This is a genomic window from Pseudoalteromonas sp. Isolate6 (assembly GCF_022398435.1).
In the GTDB taxonomy this organism is placed as follows: domain Bacteria; phylum Pseudomonadota; class Gammaproteobacteria; order Enterobacterales; family Alteromonadaceae; genus Pseudoalteromonas; species Pseudoalteromonas galatheae.
Genome location: NZ_JAKEVK010000029.1, coordinates 17,362 through 35,886 on the forward strand (window position 1 = coordinate 17,362; position 18,525 = coordinate 35,886).

The 18,525-nt window shown below is 42.9% G+C and carries 24 protein-coding genes and 1 other RNA gene; 7 read left to right on the forward strand and 18 right to left on the reverse strand.

The window, feature by feature from the left end; genetic code table 11:
• Positions 1-20: 20 nt before the first annotated feature.
• Complete coding sequence (locus L1D50_RS06510) at positions 21-338, reverse strand: DUF962 domain-containing protein (RefSeq protein WP_128727810.1); 318 nt, start codon at positions 336-338, stop codon at positions 21-23.
• A 118-nt stretch (positions 339-456) separates the two neighbouring features.
• On the opposite strand from L1D50_RS06510, the gene L1D50_RS06515 reads away from it, so the two are divergent.
• A complete protein-coding gene (locus L1D50_RS06515) occupies positions 457-915 on the forward strand; it encodes a DUF5067 domain-containing protein (RefSeq protein ID WP_239965727.1) in 459 nt (152 codons plus the stop codon).
• A gap of 110 nt (positions 916-1,025) precedes the next feature.
• On the opposite strand, the gene L1D50_RS06520 is transcribed toward L1D50_RS06515, so the two are convergent.
• Entirely contained in the window at positions 1,026-1,931 is a 906-nt protein-coding gene (locus tag L1D50_RS06520) for an OmpA family protein (protein WP_128727812.1), read from the reverse strand.
• A 164-nt stretch (positions 1,932-2,095) separates the two neighbouring features.
• Here L1D50_RS06520 and rnt point away from each other — a divergent pair, with 164 nt between their 5' ends.
• Positions 2,096-2,764, forward strand: coding sequence for a ribonuclease T (gene rnt / locus L1D50_RS06525; protein ID WP_128727813.1), 669 nt, complete (start codon positions 2,096-2,098; stop codon positions 2,762-2,764).
• Positions 2,765-2,809: 45 nt separating this feature from the next.
• On the opposite strand, the gene L1D50_RS06530 is transcribed toward rnt, so the two are convergent.
• The gene (locus L1D50_RS06530; protein WP_128727814.1) at positions 2,810-4,462 is read right to left on the reverse strand and encodes a FapA family protein; all 1,653 of its coding nucleotides are present in this window, start codon (positions 4,460-4,462) and stop codon (positions 2,810-2,812) included.
• Positions 4,463-4,793: 331 nt separating this feature from the next.
• On the opposite strand from L1D50_RS06530, the gene L1D50_RS06535 reads away from it, so the two are divergent.
• From L1D50_RS06535 to ssrA, 3 genes are all read left to right on the forward strand, one after another.
• The gene (locus L1D50_RS06535; protein ID WP_239965728.1) at positions 4,794-5,945 is read left to right on the forward strand and encodes a DUF1887 family CARF protein; all 1,152 of its coding nucleotides are present in this window, start codon (positions 4,794-4,796) and stop codon (positions 5,943-5,945) included.
• A gap of 323 nt (positions 5,946-6,268) precedes the next feature.
• Positions 6,269-6,736: a hypothetical protein gene (locus L1D50_RS06540; RefSeq protein WP_138521867.1), complete on the forward strand. Its 468-nt coding sequence runs from the start codon at positions 6,269-6,271 to the stop codon at positions 6,734-6,736.
• Positions 6,737-6,947: 211 nt separating this feature from the next.
• Positions 6,948-7,304: a transfer-messenger RNA gene (gene ssrA, locus L1D50_RS06545) on the forward strand.
• Positions 7,305-7,587: 283 nt separating this feature from the next.
• Here the strand turns inward: ssrA and L1D50_RS06550 are convergent.
• From L1D50_RS06550 to L1D50_RS06590, 9 genes are all read right to left on the reverse strand, one after another.
• Positions 7,588-7,776, reverse strand: a complete 189-nt coding sequence (locus L1D50_RS06550) for a hypothetical protein (protein ID WP_239965729.1) — start codon at positions 7,774-7,776, stop codon at positions 7,588-7,590.
• A gap of 91 nt (positions 7,777-7,867) precedes the next feature.
• A complete protein-coding gene (locus L1D50_RS06555; RefSeq protein ID WP_239965730.1) occupies positions 7,868-9,193 on the reverse strand; it encodes a zonular occludens toxin domain-containing protein in 1,326 nt (441 codons plus the stop codon).
• Positions 9,190-9,501, reverse strand: a complete 312-nt coding sequence (locus L1D50_RS06560) for a DUF2523 domain-containing protein (RefSeq protein ID WP_239965731.1) — start codon at positions 9,499-9,501, stop codon at positions 9,190-9,192. The genes L1D50_RS06555 and L1D50_RS06560 overlap by 4 nt, the downstream gene beginning before the upstream one ends.
• On the reverse strand, positions 9,502-11,097 hold the full coding sequence (locus L1D50_RS06565) for a hypothetical protein (protein WP_239965732.1): 1,596 nt from the start codon (positions 11,095-11,097) through the stop codon (positions 9,502-9,504).
• Positions 11,098-11,187: 90 nt separating this feature from the next.
• Positions 11,188-11,400, reverse strand: coding sequence for a hypothetical protein (locus tag L1D50_RS06570; protein ID WP_239965733.1), 213 nt, complete (start codon positions 11,398-11,400; stop codon positions 11,188-11,190).
• Between the two features lie 212 nt (positions 11,401-11,612).
• Positions 11,613-11,822 (reverse strand): hypothetical protein, encoded by a 210-nt coding sequence (locus L1D50_RS06575; protein WP_239965734.1) that lies wholly within the window; start codon positions 11,820-11,822, stop codon positions 11,613-11,615.
• The gene (locus L1D50_RS06580) at positions 11,823-12,140 is read right to left on the reverse strand and encodes a hypothetical protein (protein ID WP_239965735.1); all 318 of its coding nucleotides are present in this window, start codon (positions 12,138-12,140) and stop codon (positions 11,823-11,825) included. It abuts the gene before it with no gap.
• A 98-nt stretch (positions 12,141-12,238) separates the two neighbouring features.
• Positions 12,239-14,266, reverse strand: coding sequence for a replication endonuclease (locus L1D50_RS06585; protein ID WP_239965736.1), 2,028 nt, complete (start codon positions 14,264-14,266; stop codon positions 12,239-12,241).
• 8 nt (positions 14,267-14,274) lie between these two features.
• Positions 14,275-14,517 (reverse strand): DNA-binding protein, encoded by a 243-nt coding sequence (locus L1D50_RS06590; RefSeq protein ID WP_239421429.1) that lies wholly within the window; start codon positions 14,515-14,517, stop codon positions 14,275-14,277.
• A gap of 108 nt (positions 14,518-14,625) precedes the next feature.
• Here L1D50_RS06590 and L1D50_RS06595 point away from each other — a divergent pair, with 108 nt between their 5' ends.
• Positions 14,626-15,021, forward strand: a complete 396-nt coding sequence (locus L1D50_RS06595; protein WP_239965737.1) for a helix-turn-helix domain-containing protein — start codon at positions 14,626-14,628, stop codon at positions 15,019-15,021.
• Here L1D50_RS06595 and L1D50_RS06600 read toward each other — a convergent pair.
• Genes L1D50_RS06600 through L1D50_RS06615 form a run of 4 tightly spaced genes read right to left on the reverse strand, consistent with a single transcriptional unit; the run spans position 15,014 to position 16,490 of the window.
• Positions 15,014-15,586 carry a DUF2726 domain-containing protein gene (locus L1D50_RS06600; RefSeq protein WP_239965738.1) on the reverse strand — a complete coding sequence of 191 codons (573 nt, stop codon included), beginning with the start codon at positions 15,584-15,586 and terminating at the stop codon, positions 15,014-15,016. The two genes, L1D50_RS06595 and L1D50_RS06600, sit on opposite strands and share 8 nt — an antisense overlap.
• The gene (locus L1D50_RS06605; protein WP_239965739.1) at positions 15,583-15,849 is read right to left on the reverse strand and encodes a hypothetical protein; all 267 of its coding nucleotides are present in this window, start codon (positions 15,847-15,849) and stop codon (positions 15,583-15,585) included. The genes L1D50_RS06600 and L1D50_RS06605 overlap by 4 nt, the downstream gene beginning before the upstream one ends.
• On the reverse strand, positions 15,828-16,295 hold the full coding sequence (locus tag L1D50_RS06610) for a hypothetical protein (protein WP_239965740.1): 468 nt from the start codon (positions 16,293-16,295) through the stop codon (positions 15,828-15,830). Before L1D50_RS06610 ends, L1D50_RS06605 begins: the two co-directional genes overlap by 22 nt.
• 54 nt (positions 16,296-16,349) lie before the next feature.
• Positions 16,350-16,490, reverse strand: a complete 141-nt coding sequence (locus L1D50_RS06615) for a hypothetical protein (protein WP_239421424.1) — start codon at positions 16,488-16,490, stop codon at positions 16,350-16,352.
• A 75-nt stretch (positions 16,491-16,565) separates the two neighbouring features.
• On the opposite strand from L1D50_RS06615, the gene L1D50_RS06620 reads away from it, so the two are divergent.
• Entirely contained in the window at positions 16,566-17,555 is a 990-nt protein-coding gene (locus L1D50_RS06620; RefSeq protein WP_239965741.1) for a tyrosine-type recombinase/integrase, read from the forward strand.
• Here the strand turns inward: L1D50_RS06620 and L1D50_RS06625 are convergent.
• Both L1D50_RS06625 and L1D50_RS06630 read right to left on the reverse strand, forming a co-directional pair.
• Positions 17,552-18,028: a hypothetical protein gene (locus tag L1D50_RS06625; protein ID WP_130126564.1), complete on the reverse strand. Its 477-nt coding sequence runs from the start codon at positions 18,026-18,028 to the stop codon at positions 17,552-17,554. The two genes, L1D50_RS06620 and L1D50_RS06625, sit on opposite strands and share 4 nt — an antisense overlap.
• Positions 18,025-18,444, reverse strand: coding sequence for a helix-turn-helix domain-containing protein (locus L1D50_RS06630; protein ID WP_165383810.1), 420 nt, complete (start codon positions 18,442-18,444; stop codon positions 18,025-18,027). Before L1D50_RS06630 ends, L1D50_RS06625 begins: the two co-directional genes overlap by 4 nt.
• Between the last annotated feature and the right edge of the window lie 81 nt (positions 18,445-18,525).

Genomic DNA, 18,525 nt, shown 5'->3' on the forward strand with positions numbered 1-18,525 from the left:
TATTATCTACCGAGTCTCCTTTACCAAGGTACTTTACCACGGATAATATCCTTGTACATGACCCAGTCACCCATCAAGCTATACAGCGGATATTGAAATGTCGCTGGCTTATTTTTCTCAAAAAAGAAATGTCCCACCCAAGCAAAACCATAACCCGCGATTGGCATTAACCATAATAAAGACCAATGTGTAAAAATCAGCGCAAAGAGCAAAATCAAAAGCACTAAGGTTGAGCCGATAAAGTGCAAACGACGGCAAGTTTTGTTTTTGTGCTCCGCAAGGTAATAAGGGTAAAACGATGCAAAAGAATTGAACTCTTTGTTATTATTTTTAGTCATGAGAGTATGCGATTCGTTATTCGGCTGTAATACTCAGCATAGTGCAAAGTATTTACGTTGAAAATAAAAAAGGAATGAGCGTGGCAACAGGCTCAAAAACAGTATGTTGAAACCCCTAATGATGATCACCGCTGCTATGCTGCTCCAAGCTTGCAACGACACCGCCCCAACCACCAAATCAGAGGAAACGATGAATGCACAGAGTAACATCCAATGCAGTGTAAGTAAGGGCTCTGACTCAGGTATGACCTACCCCGTTAATTTCACTTTTACCAACGCAGGCCATAATGATGAAAAGTTTCTAATTTGGCATACCCCTTTTGAAGGCTGGTGGAGCCAATTTTTAGAGGTGACACAAAATGGTAAGCAGCTTAATTATCAAGGACCCATGGCGAAACGACTCGCCCCCTCAGCCAATGAATTTATGACCCTAAATGCCGGGCAAAGTAAAAGCGTAGAGTTAGATTTAGCACTGGCTTATGAGATAAACACCGCGCAGCCTATTACCATCGCTTATCACAATCAGCTAAGCCATGCCAATGCATTAAAAGCATCATGTAGTGCGGTATTAGAATAAAACCGATATCAGCACCGTAGGTCGGCTCGTAGGTCGGCTTTTAAGCCGACAACTTAACCCAATAACCGACAACCCAACTAACCCATAACCAACTACAAAAAACCCCAACATCAAGGTCTTGAAATTTGGATCACGACTCGACGGTTCTTACCACGACCAATGGCATTGTCGTTGGTATCAATATGGCGCTTTTCGCCAAAGCCATCAGTCATAATTTTACTCTCTTCAACCCCTAAGTTCGCCATATAGGATTTAATCGCCTCGGCACGTCTCTTTGACAATCTCAGGTTGGTATCACGGCCACCGTAACTATCGCTATAAGCCGAAATATAAATTTGCTCAATTTTCGGATCATTTTTAAGATATTCGCCGATCATATCTAAACGTTTGCGTGACGACTTTGTCAGTTCACTGGAGTTTTTCTTGTAGTTCATCACTGTAAAAGCAATGTCTTCAAAGCTGTATGGTAGCAAATTATCGCGACACTGTAAGAACGCCCAATATGCCTGTTTAAAGTTCACTGACGACAAAGAAACTGAGATTTTATCTACGTCGTTGTGCCAATCTTTATAATAAAAAGTGGGAAAGTAGCCCTTTTCAAGCTCAGTCAGCAACTGCCACGCGACGTCATTTTCAAGTTCACCGTCAAATTTTTTCAGCAATTTCATTTGGCCGATACTTCTTGCCGGTTTGCCGGCTCGCCAAAGCGGAGGCACCGATTCAAGCCCTGCAAAATCGTAACTTTCAGGACGTACCATCATATCGAGGTTAAAGGTTAAATCTTTATTTTTACTGGCGTTACTTGAAAATATAGCTTCACCGTAATACGGAACTTCATGGTTAAGCGCACAGCTCAAACGATTGTTTTGGTCAACATTCCAATGTGATGAATCAGCTTCGGCAGCGTATTGCCGCATTGCAGCCTCGCTATTAAAGGCAATGGCGCATAACGATATACCAACCCAACCTACTGATTTATATAACTTGATCACCCCACACCTCACAACATCAACCATTAATCTACACGCACTCAACATGCTAAAAACTAGAGTTTGTCTCTACCAATTCGCGCTATTTAGAGTTAAGCAATAAATGTACCATACTAAGCGCTCACAAGCTGCTCGCTTCTTGTCGAGGTATCAGTATAATAGGCCGCTAAATTTCACAAACCAAGAAGATTATGTCTGATACCGAGCAAACGCTATTTTCAAAACGCTTTCGCGGCTTCTTTCCTGTAGTTATCGACGTGGAAACCGCTGGCTTTAATAAAGATACTGACGCCCTACTAGAAATTGCCGTTAGTATGTTAAAAATGGACGATGACGGGGTATTAAGCTTAGATCAGACAGTACACTTTCATGTTGCGCCTTTTGAAGGTGCAAATATTGAGCAAGCTGCGATTGAATTTAATGGCATTGATCCATTTTCACCACTCAGAGGCGCAGTTGCAGAAGATGAAGTGCTGAAAGAAATTTGCAAAGCTGTGCGTAAAGCTCAAAAAGCCGCAGGCTGCCAGCGCTCCGTTGTCGTTGCCCATAATGCCGCTTTTGATCACGGTTTTTTAAATGCAGCTATTGAGCGTAATAAGATAAAGCGCACACCTTTTCACCCATTTGTCAGCTTTGATACCACATCACTTGCAGGGCTTGCTCTAGGCCAAACGGTGCTTGCAAAAGCATGTCGTGCAGCGGGTATAGAGTTCGATAACAGTCAAGCACACAGCGCACTTTACGACACAGAGCGCACCGCAGAGCTCTTTTGCTACATAGTCAACAGGTGGCAAGCATTAGGTGGCTGGCCTTTACCTGAACCAGAGCCTGAAGTCGAGTCAACAACCGACACCGAATAATAAAAATGCCAGCAAATTCAGCTGGCATTTTTGTAAGTGTTCGTTTTACGCTATTTCTGCGGTTTTGGCAGTCGTAAACTGTTGCATGATTTTACCTTCATGTAGTTTAACGAAATTAGGCGGGTAAATTCGCGAAAACAGTTTAGTATCTTTCGCTATTTTCACTTCAGTCCCAGGATGCATCAACTCATTGACAGTGACTCGACTCAAGCGTGCTAAGCGATGTATTTTTTGCTGTATTAACCGGATATTACGCTGATTACGGCCATAATGTTTGTTGATCTGCGCTTCGCTATGCTGCAACTTGGCAAGATAGGCTTCTCGCTTTTGAGATAGCGGTGACGCCTGCGCTTTATTCATCGCACGCTTAATATCAATGATCTTGGAGGCTAGCATCTTTTCTAGCTCTACCAGCTCGCGGTGCTTCTCGTGCAAACTGTCCCAGTCTTGGGCTAATGAAATACGTGTTCTTGTGCCAGATGGCGCCCCAAGCTCACCCGTTTCTATACGCATGGCGTCCAAAACATTACCGCCAACCAATTTACCTCTTGGGGTCTCACCTTTGCCTACTTTTATTAAACGTTTGGAGGCTAAATCACAATGCAGAGCTTGACGTTCAATCAAAATGTCTTGCTCACTCTCAATGTGACAGTACTGCGCATAACCTAAAGAAACACTGCGCTTTGCTGTAATTGAGCACGAAAAAGGTTCACCTTCGATGCGTTTACGGCCAATCGTACCAAGCATAACCGTAACCGCACTGCCGCTTTCAAGAATAGCCGACTCCACAAAACCAATAACGGTAATATCTCCTGAAGCCTTAACGCGCATTCCATCTTTGATATCACCACTTACAATCACACTACCATCAAACTCAACATGCCCAGTCGTCACATCAATGTTTTCGTAGCACAGTACATCATCAACGCGCATACCACGAGGAACGGCTACCGGCACACCTTTTGAATCGGCAATAAGTAAGTTTTTGTCATTAGGGTCAAGCTTGGTGCCTTCTGACACCTCAAGTGGCGCATCTTTACCCGGTTTTGGCTCAATCACATCGCCAAACACGGTATAACCTGGCTCACCTTCAGTTGGCGGGACTTTTTTCATCAATGGGCTACCCGGTTTTACGGTGATGATAGCGCCTAAATTACGCATATCGACTTTGCCACCACTCGACTCTTGTGGGCTAAGCACTCTATCTTGTGCTGTCATACACAAACGCACAAAACGCGCGTCGCTACCATCTTTGGCACGTTGTCCATGTGCGACAATACCGCTGTAGGTGTGTCCAGAAGGGAGTTCTAACTGCTGACCAAGCAGATTATCGAGAGCTTTACCACTGACACCCTTTTTAATGCCAGCTTGTTTTAATGCTTGTTTGGCTTTGTTCATACAAACCAACTTACCGCCTCGGGCTGTGGTTACTCTCGCTTCGGCAAGCATATTACCTTCTTCAATACGCACAGAAATAGACGCATCGATAGCGCGAGCCACAATTAACGAGTCCTGCTCAGGTGCCTCACTTGCGGAAAATAATTGGCCTATATTGGCATGAATGATCTCAAAATCCGCATATGGCGACTCCTCAATCATCTCAATCAATTGAGACGAGCTCGCCGGAAATCCGGATTCCACTGGATGAGAGAGCAAGTAGACATAGCCCTCATCCTCATCAAAACGAAATAATGACATTCATCAACCCTGAAATATATGCACGATCTTATTGTTATGTTGTTATTTTTAATGCAGCGGGATCATTTGAGCATAACTTAGTCAAATTGTTAAGCTTAACATTACCTGAACCACTACAAATTTTAAATGAATGTAAATCGTTCTGCGCATTAAAAGTACAACTTATTATTTTCCTTAGATTTATCGGCTTTACAGTGCAAAGCTTTAGACAAACTTTAGGGTTTCGCGCTTAGTAGCGTCAAATTCATAACTAAGTATTACTCCGTTTTACACTTGCCGCTTTATAGGGTAGTTTTATCTTTTACGACGGACATAAATTTTAGGGACAGCCATGACAAAACACGTACACCTTAGTTTTATCGACACCAACTTTATCAACTCACTTACGCCTGTACTCGACCACAATATTGACTCAGATGAAATACTCTATTTAATAGAATCTCAACAACAACAAAATCTTGAAGATATTAAAAGAGTGTTGGGGCCAAGAGGGGTGAAAGTACATCATGCCCTTATCCCTACCAGCCGAGATAGCGACACCTTAATCGACAGCTTCCACCAACTCATTGACACCCTCATTAGCGAGCAGCCAGAAACCCAATTTGTGTTTAATGCCAGTTGTGGCGACCGCCAACACTTGCTCTCGATGTATGAGGTGATCCGCGCCTATCCAATTGAATGTTTTATCATTGAGCCCGAGCGCGACGAACTTCACTGGCTTGTACCAACAGAGCGCGCCAACACCATCCTTGCCGATAAATTAAAGATACGTGACTTTTTTAACCTCATCGATGGCGATATTACTGAAATTGCAAATGAGGGGGTTGTTGATATTCGCTATCGCCAGCTCTGTGCCAAATGGGCAACCAGTCAAACGGATTTTAGCCATGCCCTAGCCCAGCTCAACTATCTCGCTGCTAGCAGTGAAGATAATGAACTTATCAGTGAGCCTTTGAGTCGCAGCCAAATGAATAGCCCAGGTTTGCAAACACTCATTGACGATTTAGAAGATGCTAACATCGCTACAAGGCAAGACGACAAATTAAAATTTGCTAATGAAGGCGCTCGCTTTTTTGCCAACGGTGGCTGGCTAGAAGAATATGTGTACGCCATCCTCCTCAGCCTAAAAAAAGAACTCACCATTTTACAAGATGTCGCCCAAGGCGTTGCGATTAAACGTCGCGTGGGACAAGGCTATGTCAATAACGAGCTAGATATTGTAGCGCTCGCCAACAATAAGCTTCACCTCATTGAATGCAAAACCAAAAAGTTTAGTAAAGGGGAAGGCAATCAAGTGATTTATAAACTCGACTCACTCAGCGAGCTATTTGGTGGCGTACAAGCAAGGGGTCTACTAGTGAGCTATCAAGGTATTAGAACTTCGGAAAGACTACGCGCCAAAGCGCTAGAAATTGGCCTGATCTGCGAAGATGACCTTGGCCAACTAAAAGATAGACTACGCAACTGGTTGCGCGGAGCGTAAACACAAAAAGCAACATACCCAGCGTTTGTTGGCGCTGCGTTTATCACCCTTACAAACCCACAAAGCGGTAGCGAGTGCTCCGCTTTCTGTCGCCGTACAATAATCCACTTTTCTTTTAGCACAATCCTATAGACTTTAGAGCTGAGTTCGTCAGATATCAATGCCTCCAACTCCTTAAACAACGAAATAGCGCTTCAACCTTCATGGTTCATATCGGGATAAGTGACAAAGCACTCCTTGGTTAGAGGGTTTAAGTTTATTGAGCCACTTTTGGGCATACACCTTGCTGAAGTTGTTATACGTATTTCAGAAGGATTTGCTAAATGAAAGTTCAACACCAAGCAGTGCTATACAATCAGGCTCAGGTGCGACGCGCGCAATCAATCGAAAATGAAGCGAAGGGAAGCGTTTTGCCAGCATCAGAGGCAACAACTAGCCACATCAAAGAGGCACAATTCGACTTTACCCATATGACCAAGAAAGAACTGGCTGTGGCATCTAAAGCACTGTATGACGAAGGAATATTGGATTTAGGGCAACATGCTTCGCTTTCTTTACATTATTTTGTTGTTGAGCAAGGCCTAAATCGGGGGAGTGGAATTCCCTCTCCTGCCGATACTTCACGAGCCGAGAATGAAAAAATCGACGTTATCGCTATGCAAAAGGCCAAGTTAAGAGAGGCCCGTCGGAGTGGCCGATCAGAAACAGAAATTCAATTTTCTGAAAAGCTGCTCAAGACTTTAGAGAACTATCAATATGGTGGTAAGGGAAGATTCTTCGCAAGTGCCTAGTCGCACAAATAAAAAGCCAACCCGTTATACATATAATCAACGCTTACGGCCTTGTTCAGCAATCGGCGAGTAATTAATCAAACACGCCTCTGCTTCGTGAAATCATCAGCAAATGGCATGATAAGCCATTGTAATGACATTAATCCTATGTATAATGCGAGACATAGTTAGTTGTTAGATGTATAGACACTAACAGTACTGAATTTATTCAGGGGCTGATTAGGATTCGACGGGATTCAAGAAGCCTAAGGTGCATGTCGAGGTGCGGCTGGCCTCGTAAAAAAGCCGTATTTAAAGTAATCGCAAACGACGATAACTACGCTCTAGCGGCATAATAGCCCGCTAGCACTCCTCCATGATATTCTTGTGGATCTGGTTCTGGAGTGTCACCCTACACAAGATCGCTACGGAAACCCTGGCCGGGGTTGAAGGGCTAAAACTAAGCGGCCTCGCCTTTACTTATCGTGTTCGTCCGAGATTTAAAGGTTAACCAAAAGACGATACTAAACATGTAGGACCGAAGGTCGACGCTTTCCGGACGGGGGTTCAAATCCCCCCAGCTCCACCAAATTTTAGCGTTATAAATCAACCAGTTAGAGAGATTTTCTTTAACTGGTTTTTTTACGCCTGAAGCAAAGTGTCCACATCGTGACCACATTTGTTTTTTGAAAGTCCGCAATTTGTTCATCAGGGCGGTACATTGCCATAGTTCAAAAATATTTTTTCTGCGCGCATGGCAAGTTTTGTGAACAGGTAAAAACGGAGTGTGCTTGCGTTAACCATCAAGGGGCACGCCCCTTAATAATCCCCTTGGTTTTATTCCGCGAATAGGTTTTGTTTGGTGTGGCGGTTTAGGTGATCTTACGCATCTTGCCAGTTTTTAAGCTCCTTGCCATGTATGGGATGTGGTTAGGGTTCTCGGTTAGGAACTCGACCATTTGTCTGATTTCGACCTCTGACTGACAGGGAACCCAAAGCGTAACCTTGTTAAGCCCCCTATCCTTTTGCTTTTGTTCATACCGTTGATTACGTGTTTTCATGTGTCACCAGTGACGGGTTGTGTATGTTGAGGTTTGCAAACTATCACAGTGACGGCGCGAGGAGCTCGCGCCTGTCTCTGTGTTAGTTTGATTAAAATTGACGAAGGTAAATTTTTTGGCCGTTGTATGTCATCGTTGGCATGTTATCAATCAGGTTTACTCGATAACCTAACTGCTCCAAAAACGATGATGTTAGCGTGCGTGTTTTTGGTATATCGACACGGCTAGATTGTTCATTGCCCTCAGCATCTGATTTTGTGATCTGAATTGTTTCTGTCTCAGACGTAACGCAATTGAAAATGTGTTCAACCTCAATCAATGCTCCAGAACGTGTAACGTGATAACCCGTATATTCATAGGATTCACACATTTCCTGAATTGGATGTTTAACACTGAATTGCTGATACTGCATCGCTGTTTTAGTCGGTGTCGGATTGGCCTGAGCCACATTTTCGGCCACAGGTTTTTGATGTTCGGGTTTAGATTCATCAGGTGTTGGGAGCAAAACACTAAATAAATACCAAATGATGAAAAACAATAGGAAAAACGCAACTATCAAAATAATCAATTTAGGTGGCATTTTAAATTTAGCGGTATGCTCATCGGCAGACCAGTAAACACCGTAAAATGATGAATCCCGTTTTAATGATGATTTAACGCACTTCTCTAAATCCCCACGATAATCAGTATTAAATTGTTTATCGCGCTGGAATCTAGATATAACCGCCCCACTCATCGGCCTAAAATAATGCACATGTAAATTAGTACATTTCTGGATGACGTTATCTAAAAACGTATAGTGCTGAGTGACCAGATGTATATCTACGCCGCTATGTCGATGTTTCTGAAATTGCGTGTAATAGTGTGGCCGTTTGGCTGCATTGGACAATGGCGGAAAATAGTCCTGACACTCATCAAACACACTAACCGAGCCATTTGGCAGTTCATACCATCGTGTCGGGTCGTCCGTTTTAGTCCAGTGGTAATTCAGATATTTAATACCCTCTACCGTTGGTTCGTCAGACTCGGATAGGTATTCATTTAGCGCCGCCAAATTAGATTTTGGATAACAGCGACGACACCAACTAACAAATAAATCAATGGCTGATTTCTCGGTATATTTTGCATAATCAGGAGATAGCCACGGCACATCAGTAATATCAACCAGTCTATGTTCTGCATGGACTGATTTAATGATTTTCATATATTTATTATATTTTGGCGTTCCTGTTATGGACGGTAAATATAAACCATAAAAATATCCTTGAAATGAGTTACAGAAATCAAGGTCAAGCAAGAAGCATTTTATATTATTGTAGAATTTCTGCTTTTGTGTCACCGAGGAGTCATGACAAATTTCACGGATTGTATTGAGTGTTTTGCCTGCTCCTGGCGTGCCGGTTCTGAGGTAAATCATTGCTGACCCCCACGAACCGAGAGCTTAGTAATTTTTCCGCCTTGCAACCCTTTAAATGCAAACGCCGCTGCATAGCTACCGAGTAGAATACTGATAACCGTATCACCCTGAGCCAATATAATCACAGCTAACACCTCATTAGGTAACGCCGCTGCATTTTGTGATATGTACCCTGCTATTGAATCAATGCTAAATGATCCGATTTGATAGGTAACATAACCAAACCCTAATGACGTGAGCACTTTACCCACTAGACTCGGAATTAACGCCGCTAACGACATAAAAAACGCATGAATTAATGCTGGCATTTATAACGCTCCTGAAATAATACGGGCTGAATGGATCCACGCGCCCATGACGAGCAGATAACCAATTCCCTGTAGAAATGCGATGATGTTTGACCAATCGAAACAGATATTTTTGCCGCCAATAGTCCAACACTGAGTTGGTTCTAGCACTGCGCCAGATGGTAGCGTGCCGTTGTATTTTGATATGTACTCAGATAATGAAACCTGCTCGGTAGGAATTTCGCCATCAATACCAACGCACTCCTCTGGAGAACCTACGCAATCACCATTGCCGTCACCATCCCCGTCACCATCTCCCCCGCCATTATCATTATCACCACCACCATTGCCACCGCCAGTATCAATCCCCTCGATAGCCGAAACCACATCACCTAAACGGTTATATAATTGTTGTTGCGCCTGCCCATCTTTGCGTCCCTGAATGTATTGGGATAGTTCGAGTTGTGTTAACTGAGTGAGCAAACGCTGGTTTTCCGCATTGGCCTGTTTGAGCGCCTTGTTGTGCAGGTCTCGTAATTCGGATATCAAATCATTGGTTTGATTTTCAATTTCTGTTTGCACATTTTTTTGTTCACATGCCACATCACCCTCTGGGCAATCGGTTTTAGGTTTGTCGTTATCATTTGGGTTTGGGTCGGTTTCGTCAGGGTCAGATTTATTCCCATCATCAACGCCGCCACCGCCGCCAGTTGGGTCAGGCGGTGTAACAGAACCATCAGAGCAACTAATCAGCCTGACACCATTATCATCGGATGATGTTGAACAGTTATCTCGATTACCCTCATCAGCCAGTTTTTTATAGTCATAAGGTTTATCACCACAGGCAACGCCCAGTGATGTAGCCGTTGCGTAGGATTTTGAGGATATATTCTCGCTGCTGACGTTATACGCACACCCATCATTACAATATACGCCGCCGCCAGAATACGGGACACCCGCAGCAGGTGGAGAGTAGAGGGAACTAGACTGGCCAGCTGCATCGCATTGTTTAGGTAAACAACCAGCACTACCCAGCGCAGCAGAAGCCTTTGCAGAGTGGTAACCAGCAGGGCAATCAGGGTTTAATAGTTTGCCACACATAATATCATCTGGGTCGGACGACATTTGCACGGTTTTATCGTACTCTGGAAAATCCTTGTGTGGACATGAGGGGGATTGTTCATATGAATAGCCGACCTCGTAATAAAACCCACGCTCAACGTAGTTCCCACAAAATCCATTTTCCGACGGTATACTGGTACAGCAGTGGACAGGAAAATATGTCGTCACAATTTTAGAATCAGACGCGTTATGAGAATCATAAGTGACGGATTTTCCAGCTTTACATGCATAATTATTATTTCTAATGAAAACAGGCATGTATGCAGTAGCAGCGCTGGAACATGCAGCTGCATTATCACTCGAACCTCCACCAAATGAATTTTTACAATACTGAAACGTTAGCGACCCCTCGCCGTCCAGCTCAGGTGATTTTAGGTCATTCATATCAACGCCAACATGACTGGGGTGTGATGGAGGAGGTGGAATATCTGGCCGTTCATCAGCACTAACGCCAGACACAAAAAAGGCGCATACCAGCGCCGTTAAATTTCGCATAGTTGCGCCCTATAATTTAATCATTGAATAATATGTACAGTCCTAATAATGCGGACACAATTAGGACTGTATCCGCAGTGATAAACATGATTAGCTGAACGCCATGCCCTTCAACCACTTCCAACCCACTGCAACAAATGCAGCGGTTAGCATCGCCGCACCAATAGCAGCTGCACCCGTGCTGAAAAACGTTTGAAATGATTCAGCAGCCGCCGCCGCCTCGCCCTCAGCAAATGCCGCAGGTGATGATAATGTTGCTAATGCTACAGTTGAGACTAATGCGATTTTTTGTAATTTATTCATGTTGATTTCCTAATTCCAGACTAGTTTTCGTAGTCGTTTCCATCCCCAACACATCAATAGCGCTGGGATAATTACAGGAGCCAATTCATTTTGAAATTGCTCCCACGTTAGTGGTTGAGGCAGTGTGTTTTCAACAATCACCAACTCAACCGGACACTGGTTATTGACAGGTTCAGCGGGACATACAGCAATGTATTTGGCTGAAACCCCACTCATCGTTTACTAATTTCCGCATTAACAATATCTAATGCAGACATCGAAACAGCCCTATCATCCTCAAGTTGTTCTCGTCGCTCTAACTCAGGGTCATCGGCATAACTAATTGAATCGATGTCAATATTCTCAATATGGACAGACAACTCATGAATGCGAGATGTGAGCGCTAATTTGATTTCATTTAACTCAAAGGGATCTAATTTCATTTACTTACCCTGCTGTGTCGCAATAGAGTTCAAGCGGAAGCCTTTCCATTCCATTTGGCGTGCTACGTTTGCGCCCTCGTAATATTCAAGGTTAAGTAGTACAGGTTTTAAGCCCCACCCGTTCGGGTCGGATTGGAGTTTTTCTAGCTGCGAGAATGTGCCGTTAGCCATTTGGTCATTCGTCACTTTTACCGTCCAAATGCTTGCAGGGCTTTTGGTGTGAAATTTAAATTCAGCGGTTTCAGGCAATGGCGCGCCTTTGTCGTCCGTACGGTTAACACGTTGTAAGTCTGTGATTGCACCTTCAATACTGGCCATGGTTATTGCTCCTTTGAATAGTCTTCAATAAGTTGATGTTGTGACCGTAGTAGGTCGTTTAATCTGCTGTGTTGCATGTGAATTCCTTAGGGTTACAGTTAATGACACAAGTCCAAGGCGACTTCGTCGCTACCGACTACAGAAAGTGCCTCGTAATCCATAAACAAACACATGTTCTGATAGTCTTCGATTGCGCAGGATTCTAGGAACTGCATTTCTTCAACGCTTGGTTGTTCAAAGCGGCCATCGTCTACCCAGTTCCGGATAGATTCGGACACCCCGAGCATTATCTTGCGCTGTGATTGAATGTCTTTTTCGGTTAGTACTTGATTCGTACCGCGACGGGTAATCACCACAACCGAATCCCATGCAACGCCCAAAATGCGTTTAGCTGGCATATCGCCATATTTGGTGGTGAAGTACGGGCTATTAGATTCACTGCGGCTGATTTCTCCAGTGATTTGGTCAACGATGTCAGGGATTTGATAGTGAATGCGTACCGCTTGGTCTTTACGTTTAACCTGCACACCACCCATCGCAAGACAAAAAGCCGCCCAATCGGAAGCGTCGGCCGCAGCTCTTACTTTCTCAAGGGCGTAACGGGAAACCGTGCCTAAGTTTGTGTTCATAGAATTTGCAACCTCACATTTGCCGCTTTCACCCATGCCAAGGCGTCTAAGTTCGCGCCATGTGGTCACACTTGGGCCACCGATTTGCTGAAAACGTCTGATATTAAATGTGCTTGCCCATGTGGATGCGCGTTCAGCTGCATCAGCGGGCGCAATGGAAATCTTTCCCGCTTCAGAGCAAGTCACTTGATTGATGTGTTCACCGTTAACAGCTTTGGTGATGTATTTGGCGATATACCCCGCAGCACTGCCTTTTTTGGGGTCAATGCTGATTGCCTTAAAACGGGTTGATGATGTTCGGACTTCACTCGGTGTGTCTTCAAGTGCCAAAGACTTGAGGATTTTACGAGCCTTGATTGCTTGGCCTTTTTCCATGAACAGCAGCATGTGCCAGTGTGGACAGCCGTCATGATGAGGCTCTACAACACGGAAACCATAAGGGCGAATATCAGCCTTAGCGAACAATGCCCTTGCCCGTTTCCATAGGTCATTGAAATAGTCCTGCGCATCGTTCGGTGTTGAGCCGTTGTATTTGCGATTGGGAATACCGCTTGCGTGTACTGAGTGAAAACGACTTGGCGCGGTGATGGTGTAAAACTCTCCACGGTGGCCGAGTGTCTTTGAACACTCTTCAAAGCCACGAATGCGCACCATGAGTTCAGCGGCTAGCTGTTTGCCAGAAGTCGAACTTTTTGCAGCAACGTCTTTCAGTGATTCAAATTCATCAAAAGGATTGGCGTCATTTGGCACAACATACAAATCATTCATGATTGCGTCTGATTTGGCGTTGCGTTCGCGCTTGCTGCGGATGGTAAATTCGCTGACATAAGGCGATGACTTTTTGTGTACGGTACGCATATCACGGGCTAATTGCTCGATGACAAGCGCTTGTTTGGTACGTAAACGACGACGCCACCAAAGCGGGCAAGCCATGCGATTTAGTGCGCCTTTCAATTGATTCATTACGCCTTGGCGATAAGCTGAAGGAAGTTTCGAGCGCTCAGCAGGTGATAACGTGAAGTAGTCATCATCAAATGTAGGTGGCTCAATGCAGTACACACGGAAGTCAGCGCATAGTTTTTTATAGAGCTTGTAAGTTGGTTCACTGCACTTCAAGCGCAATTCGAATAAACGCGCCTTGTCTTCTGCGATTTCGCAAAGCTCATCATCAGAAACACTGAGATTAATACCACCTAAAGTAAGCACCCTGTCCGCCTCTAATAAGCGTTTGCGCGCTTCAGCGTAACCAAAGAATTTTTCAGTAACCAAATAACCATTGGCAAGCATGACAGCCAAGTTGCTATGGGTATGCAAAATCTCAGAACGCAATTGGTGACTATCGAGTTTTGATTCTGCTAGACGTTCTTTGTTCGGCAATTTAGCGCGAGCAAGGATAGCCGCAGCACTGCTATCAAGTCTGATATCAGCAACAGCATTTACCGCTGATTGTGCGGGGAATGTTTTTTCGAAAATCGTCAATTGGCGTTCGTTAAGCATGGCTAGCCCTACCCTTGAACTTGAAATTCTAAATTCGCGGCTTTGGCTGCCTCTGCATATAATGCAACCATGTTGATATATTTTTTGACACGAGCAGGGTTCTCGTGAGGTGCGCACGGCGGGGTGTATGTGGGTAAACGTCCATTTGCTACAGCATTAACCACATCCTTGACCTTTTGACCTTGCAGCCTAGCGTATTCGTCATACGTCAAAATAGGCGATGCGAGAGATAAAATTAATTGGTTACTCATGTTATATTCGTCTTTGTCTGTCTGAAACTAACGAAACGAAGCTTAAACCAACATATTTTGTTGGTCAACAACATAATATTGAGCATTCGTGTAAATTATGGTGTTTATATGAACGTATCATCTACTCATGTCTTTGAAAGAATTAAGCATTTGTACGATTTTAAAAACTTGACTGAGCTATCAAAATATTTTGGTAAGAATGGAAATTGGGCTGCGTCGATGAACAAAAACGACTCAATACCATATCCTCAATGTGTGCAAGCGGCAGCTGAAAAAGGAGTTAGTCTAGATTGGTTATTGTTTGGTAAAGACTCATACACGTTAAGTAAAAGTGCTGTTTTGAGTGAAATTCAAGATGGGATTTATGAGTCCGTTGAACTGGGGATTCTTGACGAGATCAGCACCGAGCAGCTAAAGGCTACATCAGCGCTGATTTTAAAGAAGTTAGAAAATATAACTCAGATTTCTGCTGAACAAATCAAAAATGAAAAGGCTGTCAGCTAGCCTTGTCTAAATCTGTTTTTACCGCACTAACTTCCCGAGTAGTAAAAGCTTGATACACCACTTTTGCTACCTCTTCTATCTTGTATGCACGTTTGGCATCAAATTGGTAAAGCTTTAAGCTGGCACTGATACAAGCTTTTTCTAACAGTGCATCTCTTTCTTGTCTTGCTTTTTGCTTATGCGATTTATCATTTAACTCAATAGCCGCTAGTACCTTAGAAGTTTGTGGGTCACATAAAACATAATCGAAATGTTTTGAAGATATGGCATTAAAAGACTTCTGCCATAGTGATCGGTCTCCGCTAACATCAGGTTTTAAAACATCAGCAACTCTAACCTTTGAAAAGATAACCGCCTTACTTCCAATCACTGAAACTAAAACGTGATAAAAGCTCAATTCGGCGGGAGACATTAACTCTGATATTTGCTTGTATTTAAAATAAGACTGCTTAGGTTCGTCGTTCTCGGTACTTCCCTTTTTAGAGCTTTTGGCCGCGAATACAACAAAGAGAGCCATAGCCAAAAAAAGTAAACCTATTAAAGTGTATTCTGTGATGAAGTTCATTTTACAATCCTTAGTGCCCTGTCAGGCTCGATATTTTCCTTTAGCAACCTCTGTTGATAGAGGTCAAACTTTATATCCCATAGACGCTTAGCCTCAACTCGCTTTTCTATGGGTAATAATTTTATAGCTTGGTACTCCGACAATAACAACATGGCAAGTTCGCCTAACGGCATATCTTGCTCGTCTTGTTCTTTTAATACGAAAAAGAAAATCAAAAATACTAATATAAAACAGAGCAATGCTAGCGGTAGCTCGATATACATTGACGAACCTTGATATTTGACCAGCTAAGAATAAAGTTTGTTGAGATTAAAACTGCTGTTGTATTTACAATAACGGTGTAAAAATCATAAAACCAATGTGTTTGATGACGATATACAAATGCTAAAAAGTGCATAGCTAAGTATGCCGACATATTGACTATCGACATTAGATAAGCGAGTTTAACTTCGCTTGCATGGCGTTCTTTAGTCATCGTATGAACAACGAATATTGCAAATACGGTAAACGCATCATAGATAAGCCAATTAAGATAATACGCATTAAGTGCAAAATATCGTCCCCCATCTTGTACAAGTTCACTCATGAAGAAGCTGGCCGAGTATGAGAGCGAGTAACAAACAGCTGCATACTTAATTGATAAATTCTTATCTTTAAAAAATGCCCACAAAGCAGCCGTGATCATTAAACAAAAAACTAAGGTGTCCATGGCCACTACCTGAGACCATGAACTGAGTAAATTAACTTCTAACATGGCAAACGTTTAACTATTAACCGTGCTAGTTTTAGTTACCTTTGCCGTTGCAGGCTCTTTTTCCGGTGGAACTACGACTGCACCACCATCACGGCCACCTGATATTTTTTGAAGTAAACTTAAAGGGATTGTTGATTTTTGGAATTGCATCGCTGTAACCTCCATTTGTTGCGATTCAGGGTATATTAATTTTTTGTAAAGTTTTGGTCAATGGAGTTTCGACGTATGACTATAAAAAAAGTGGCAAGTGGGTATAAAGTAGACATCAGGCCATGGGGAAGCGATGGCCGACGGATTCGAAAAGTATTTCCCACCCGAGGTGAAGCACAAAGATATTTAAACCACATGGTCGCTCAAGCTGAGGACAAACCTTGGAAGCAAGAAAAAACGGATCTAAGAAAGCTATCTGATATCGTAGCTACTTGGTACAAAATTCACGGCCAAACTTATACTGACCCGCAAAAAGCACTCAATAAATTAGAGATGATGTGCGAAGCATTCGGTAACCCAATTGCTCAATCATTCAGCTCAAAAACGTATGTTGATTGGCGTGGTAACCGAATGACAGGTGAAAAGGCTATTTCAGGTAAAACGGCCAATAATGACTTGGCACTTATCAAGGGTGTATTCAATAAGCTAATTGAAGTAGGTGAAATCAACTACCCGAATCCCCTAGCTGATGTTAAACCTTTTAGGCTACAGCAGACCGAGCTTGCTTTTTTAACTGAAGATGAAATACAAACCGTGCTTAACGAGCTTAAACGCTCGTCAAATCCGCACGTTTATATCGTGGCAAAAATTTGCTTAGCTACTGGATGCCGAATAAGTGAAGCATCTTCACTAAAAGGTTCTCAAGTGATCCACTCCGGTGGTAACTGCAAAATTATGTTTATGAAGACCAAAGGCAAGAAGAACCGTACTGTGCCAATCACTCAAGCACTCTATGATGAAATCCCTAAAAAATCAGGGCCACTATTTGCAGATTGCCGAAAGGCATTTGAACGAGCTATAAACAACACAGATATTATTCTACCAGCTGGTCAGTGCAGCCATGTGTTAAGACATACGTTCGCCAGTCACTTTATGATGAATGGAGGGAATATATTGGTATTACAACAAATACTAGGCCATGCGAAGATAGAGCAAACGATGGTTTACGCACACTTCGCACCTAGTCACTTGGAGGATGCTATTAGGTTTGGGCCAAAGCTTTAGTCATCTGAGGCTGGTACTCTATAAGCATTAACAGTAATTGGAGGAATCCCCATTCTACAACAACTAGACTGGATTATTTCTCTCCAGTAAGGCCAAAGATGAAAATAAACATAACCATCTCCGAAGTCATTTAAAGCGTCTTCGTCTAGTTCACAATGTGAAAAGTATTCAACGGAAAACTGAGCTTGAATCTCCAATATAGGTTCAATATCTTCTTGATCATCAAGTTTTTTATCTTCATCGGTTATACAACGAATGCCGATAGTATTGTAAAACTTATAAACGTAAAAATTTTCATCATTAACTTGAGCAAAACCTAATTTATCAAGGGTTTTTAGCTGTTGCTTGTTGTTTAGCAAGCCCTCAGTGATCTCTTCTGACTGATAACTATCACCAAGCGCTGCGTAAATATATCTAGTATTCACTTTGCGAACAACAAGTTTACTTACACATTTTTCAAGTTCAGGTTTCATCCGATGGCTTCTCGCATTTCAGAAAATGGAGCTGATGTCCAGCTACCGCGCTTCCCACTATCGATAACTTTCAAATGGAGCTTTGTAACATTAGCAATTTTTAGCTCATCTTTAACATCCGGTTCCCAAATTTTATTTATTTTTTGCAATGGGATTTTAACCTCTGGCTTAAAGCCTAACTCAAAACAGATGTCTGAGAAAGTTCCTAAGGTCATATTCCGAGAACCATTTAACATTTGTGTAATGCATGATTTTGACTTCCCAAGTCTCCTTGCTAATTCAGCCTTTGAAATATCTAGCTCCTCAAGTTTAACAAGCAAATCTTCAGTAACATTAAAGATTAACTCTTCTCGAGAAAAAGCTCGTCTTTCTGCCTTGCTGACATTAGGCTCTTCGGGGAAAAACATGTAACTCATATTCATTCCTCCTTACTCTTCCAGTTTCTATGCACTTTTTGTATATCTTTATCTTTCAATTTATCAAAATCTTTATATATG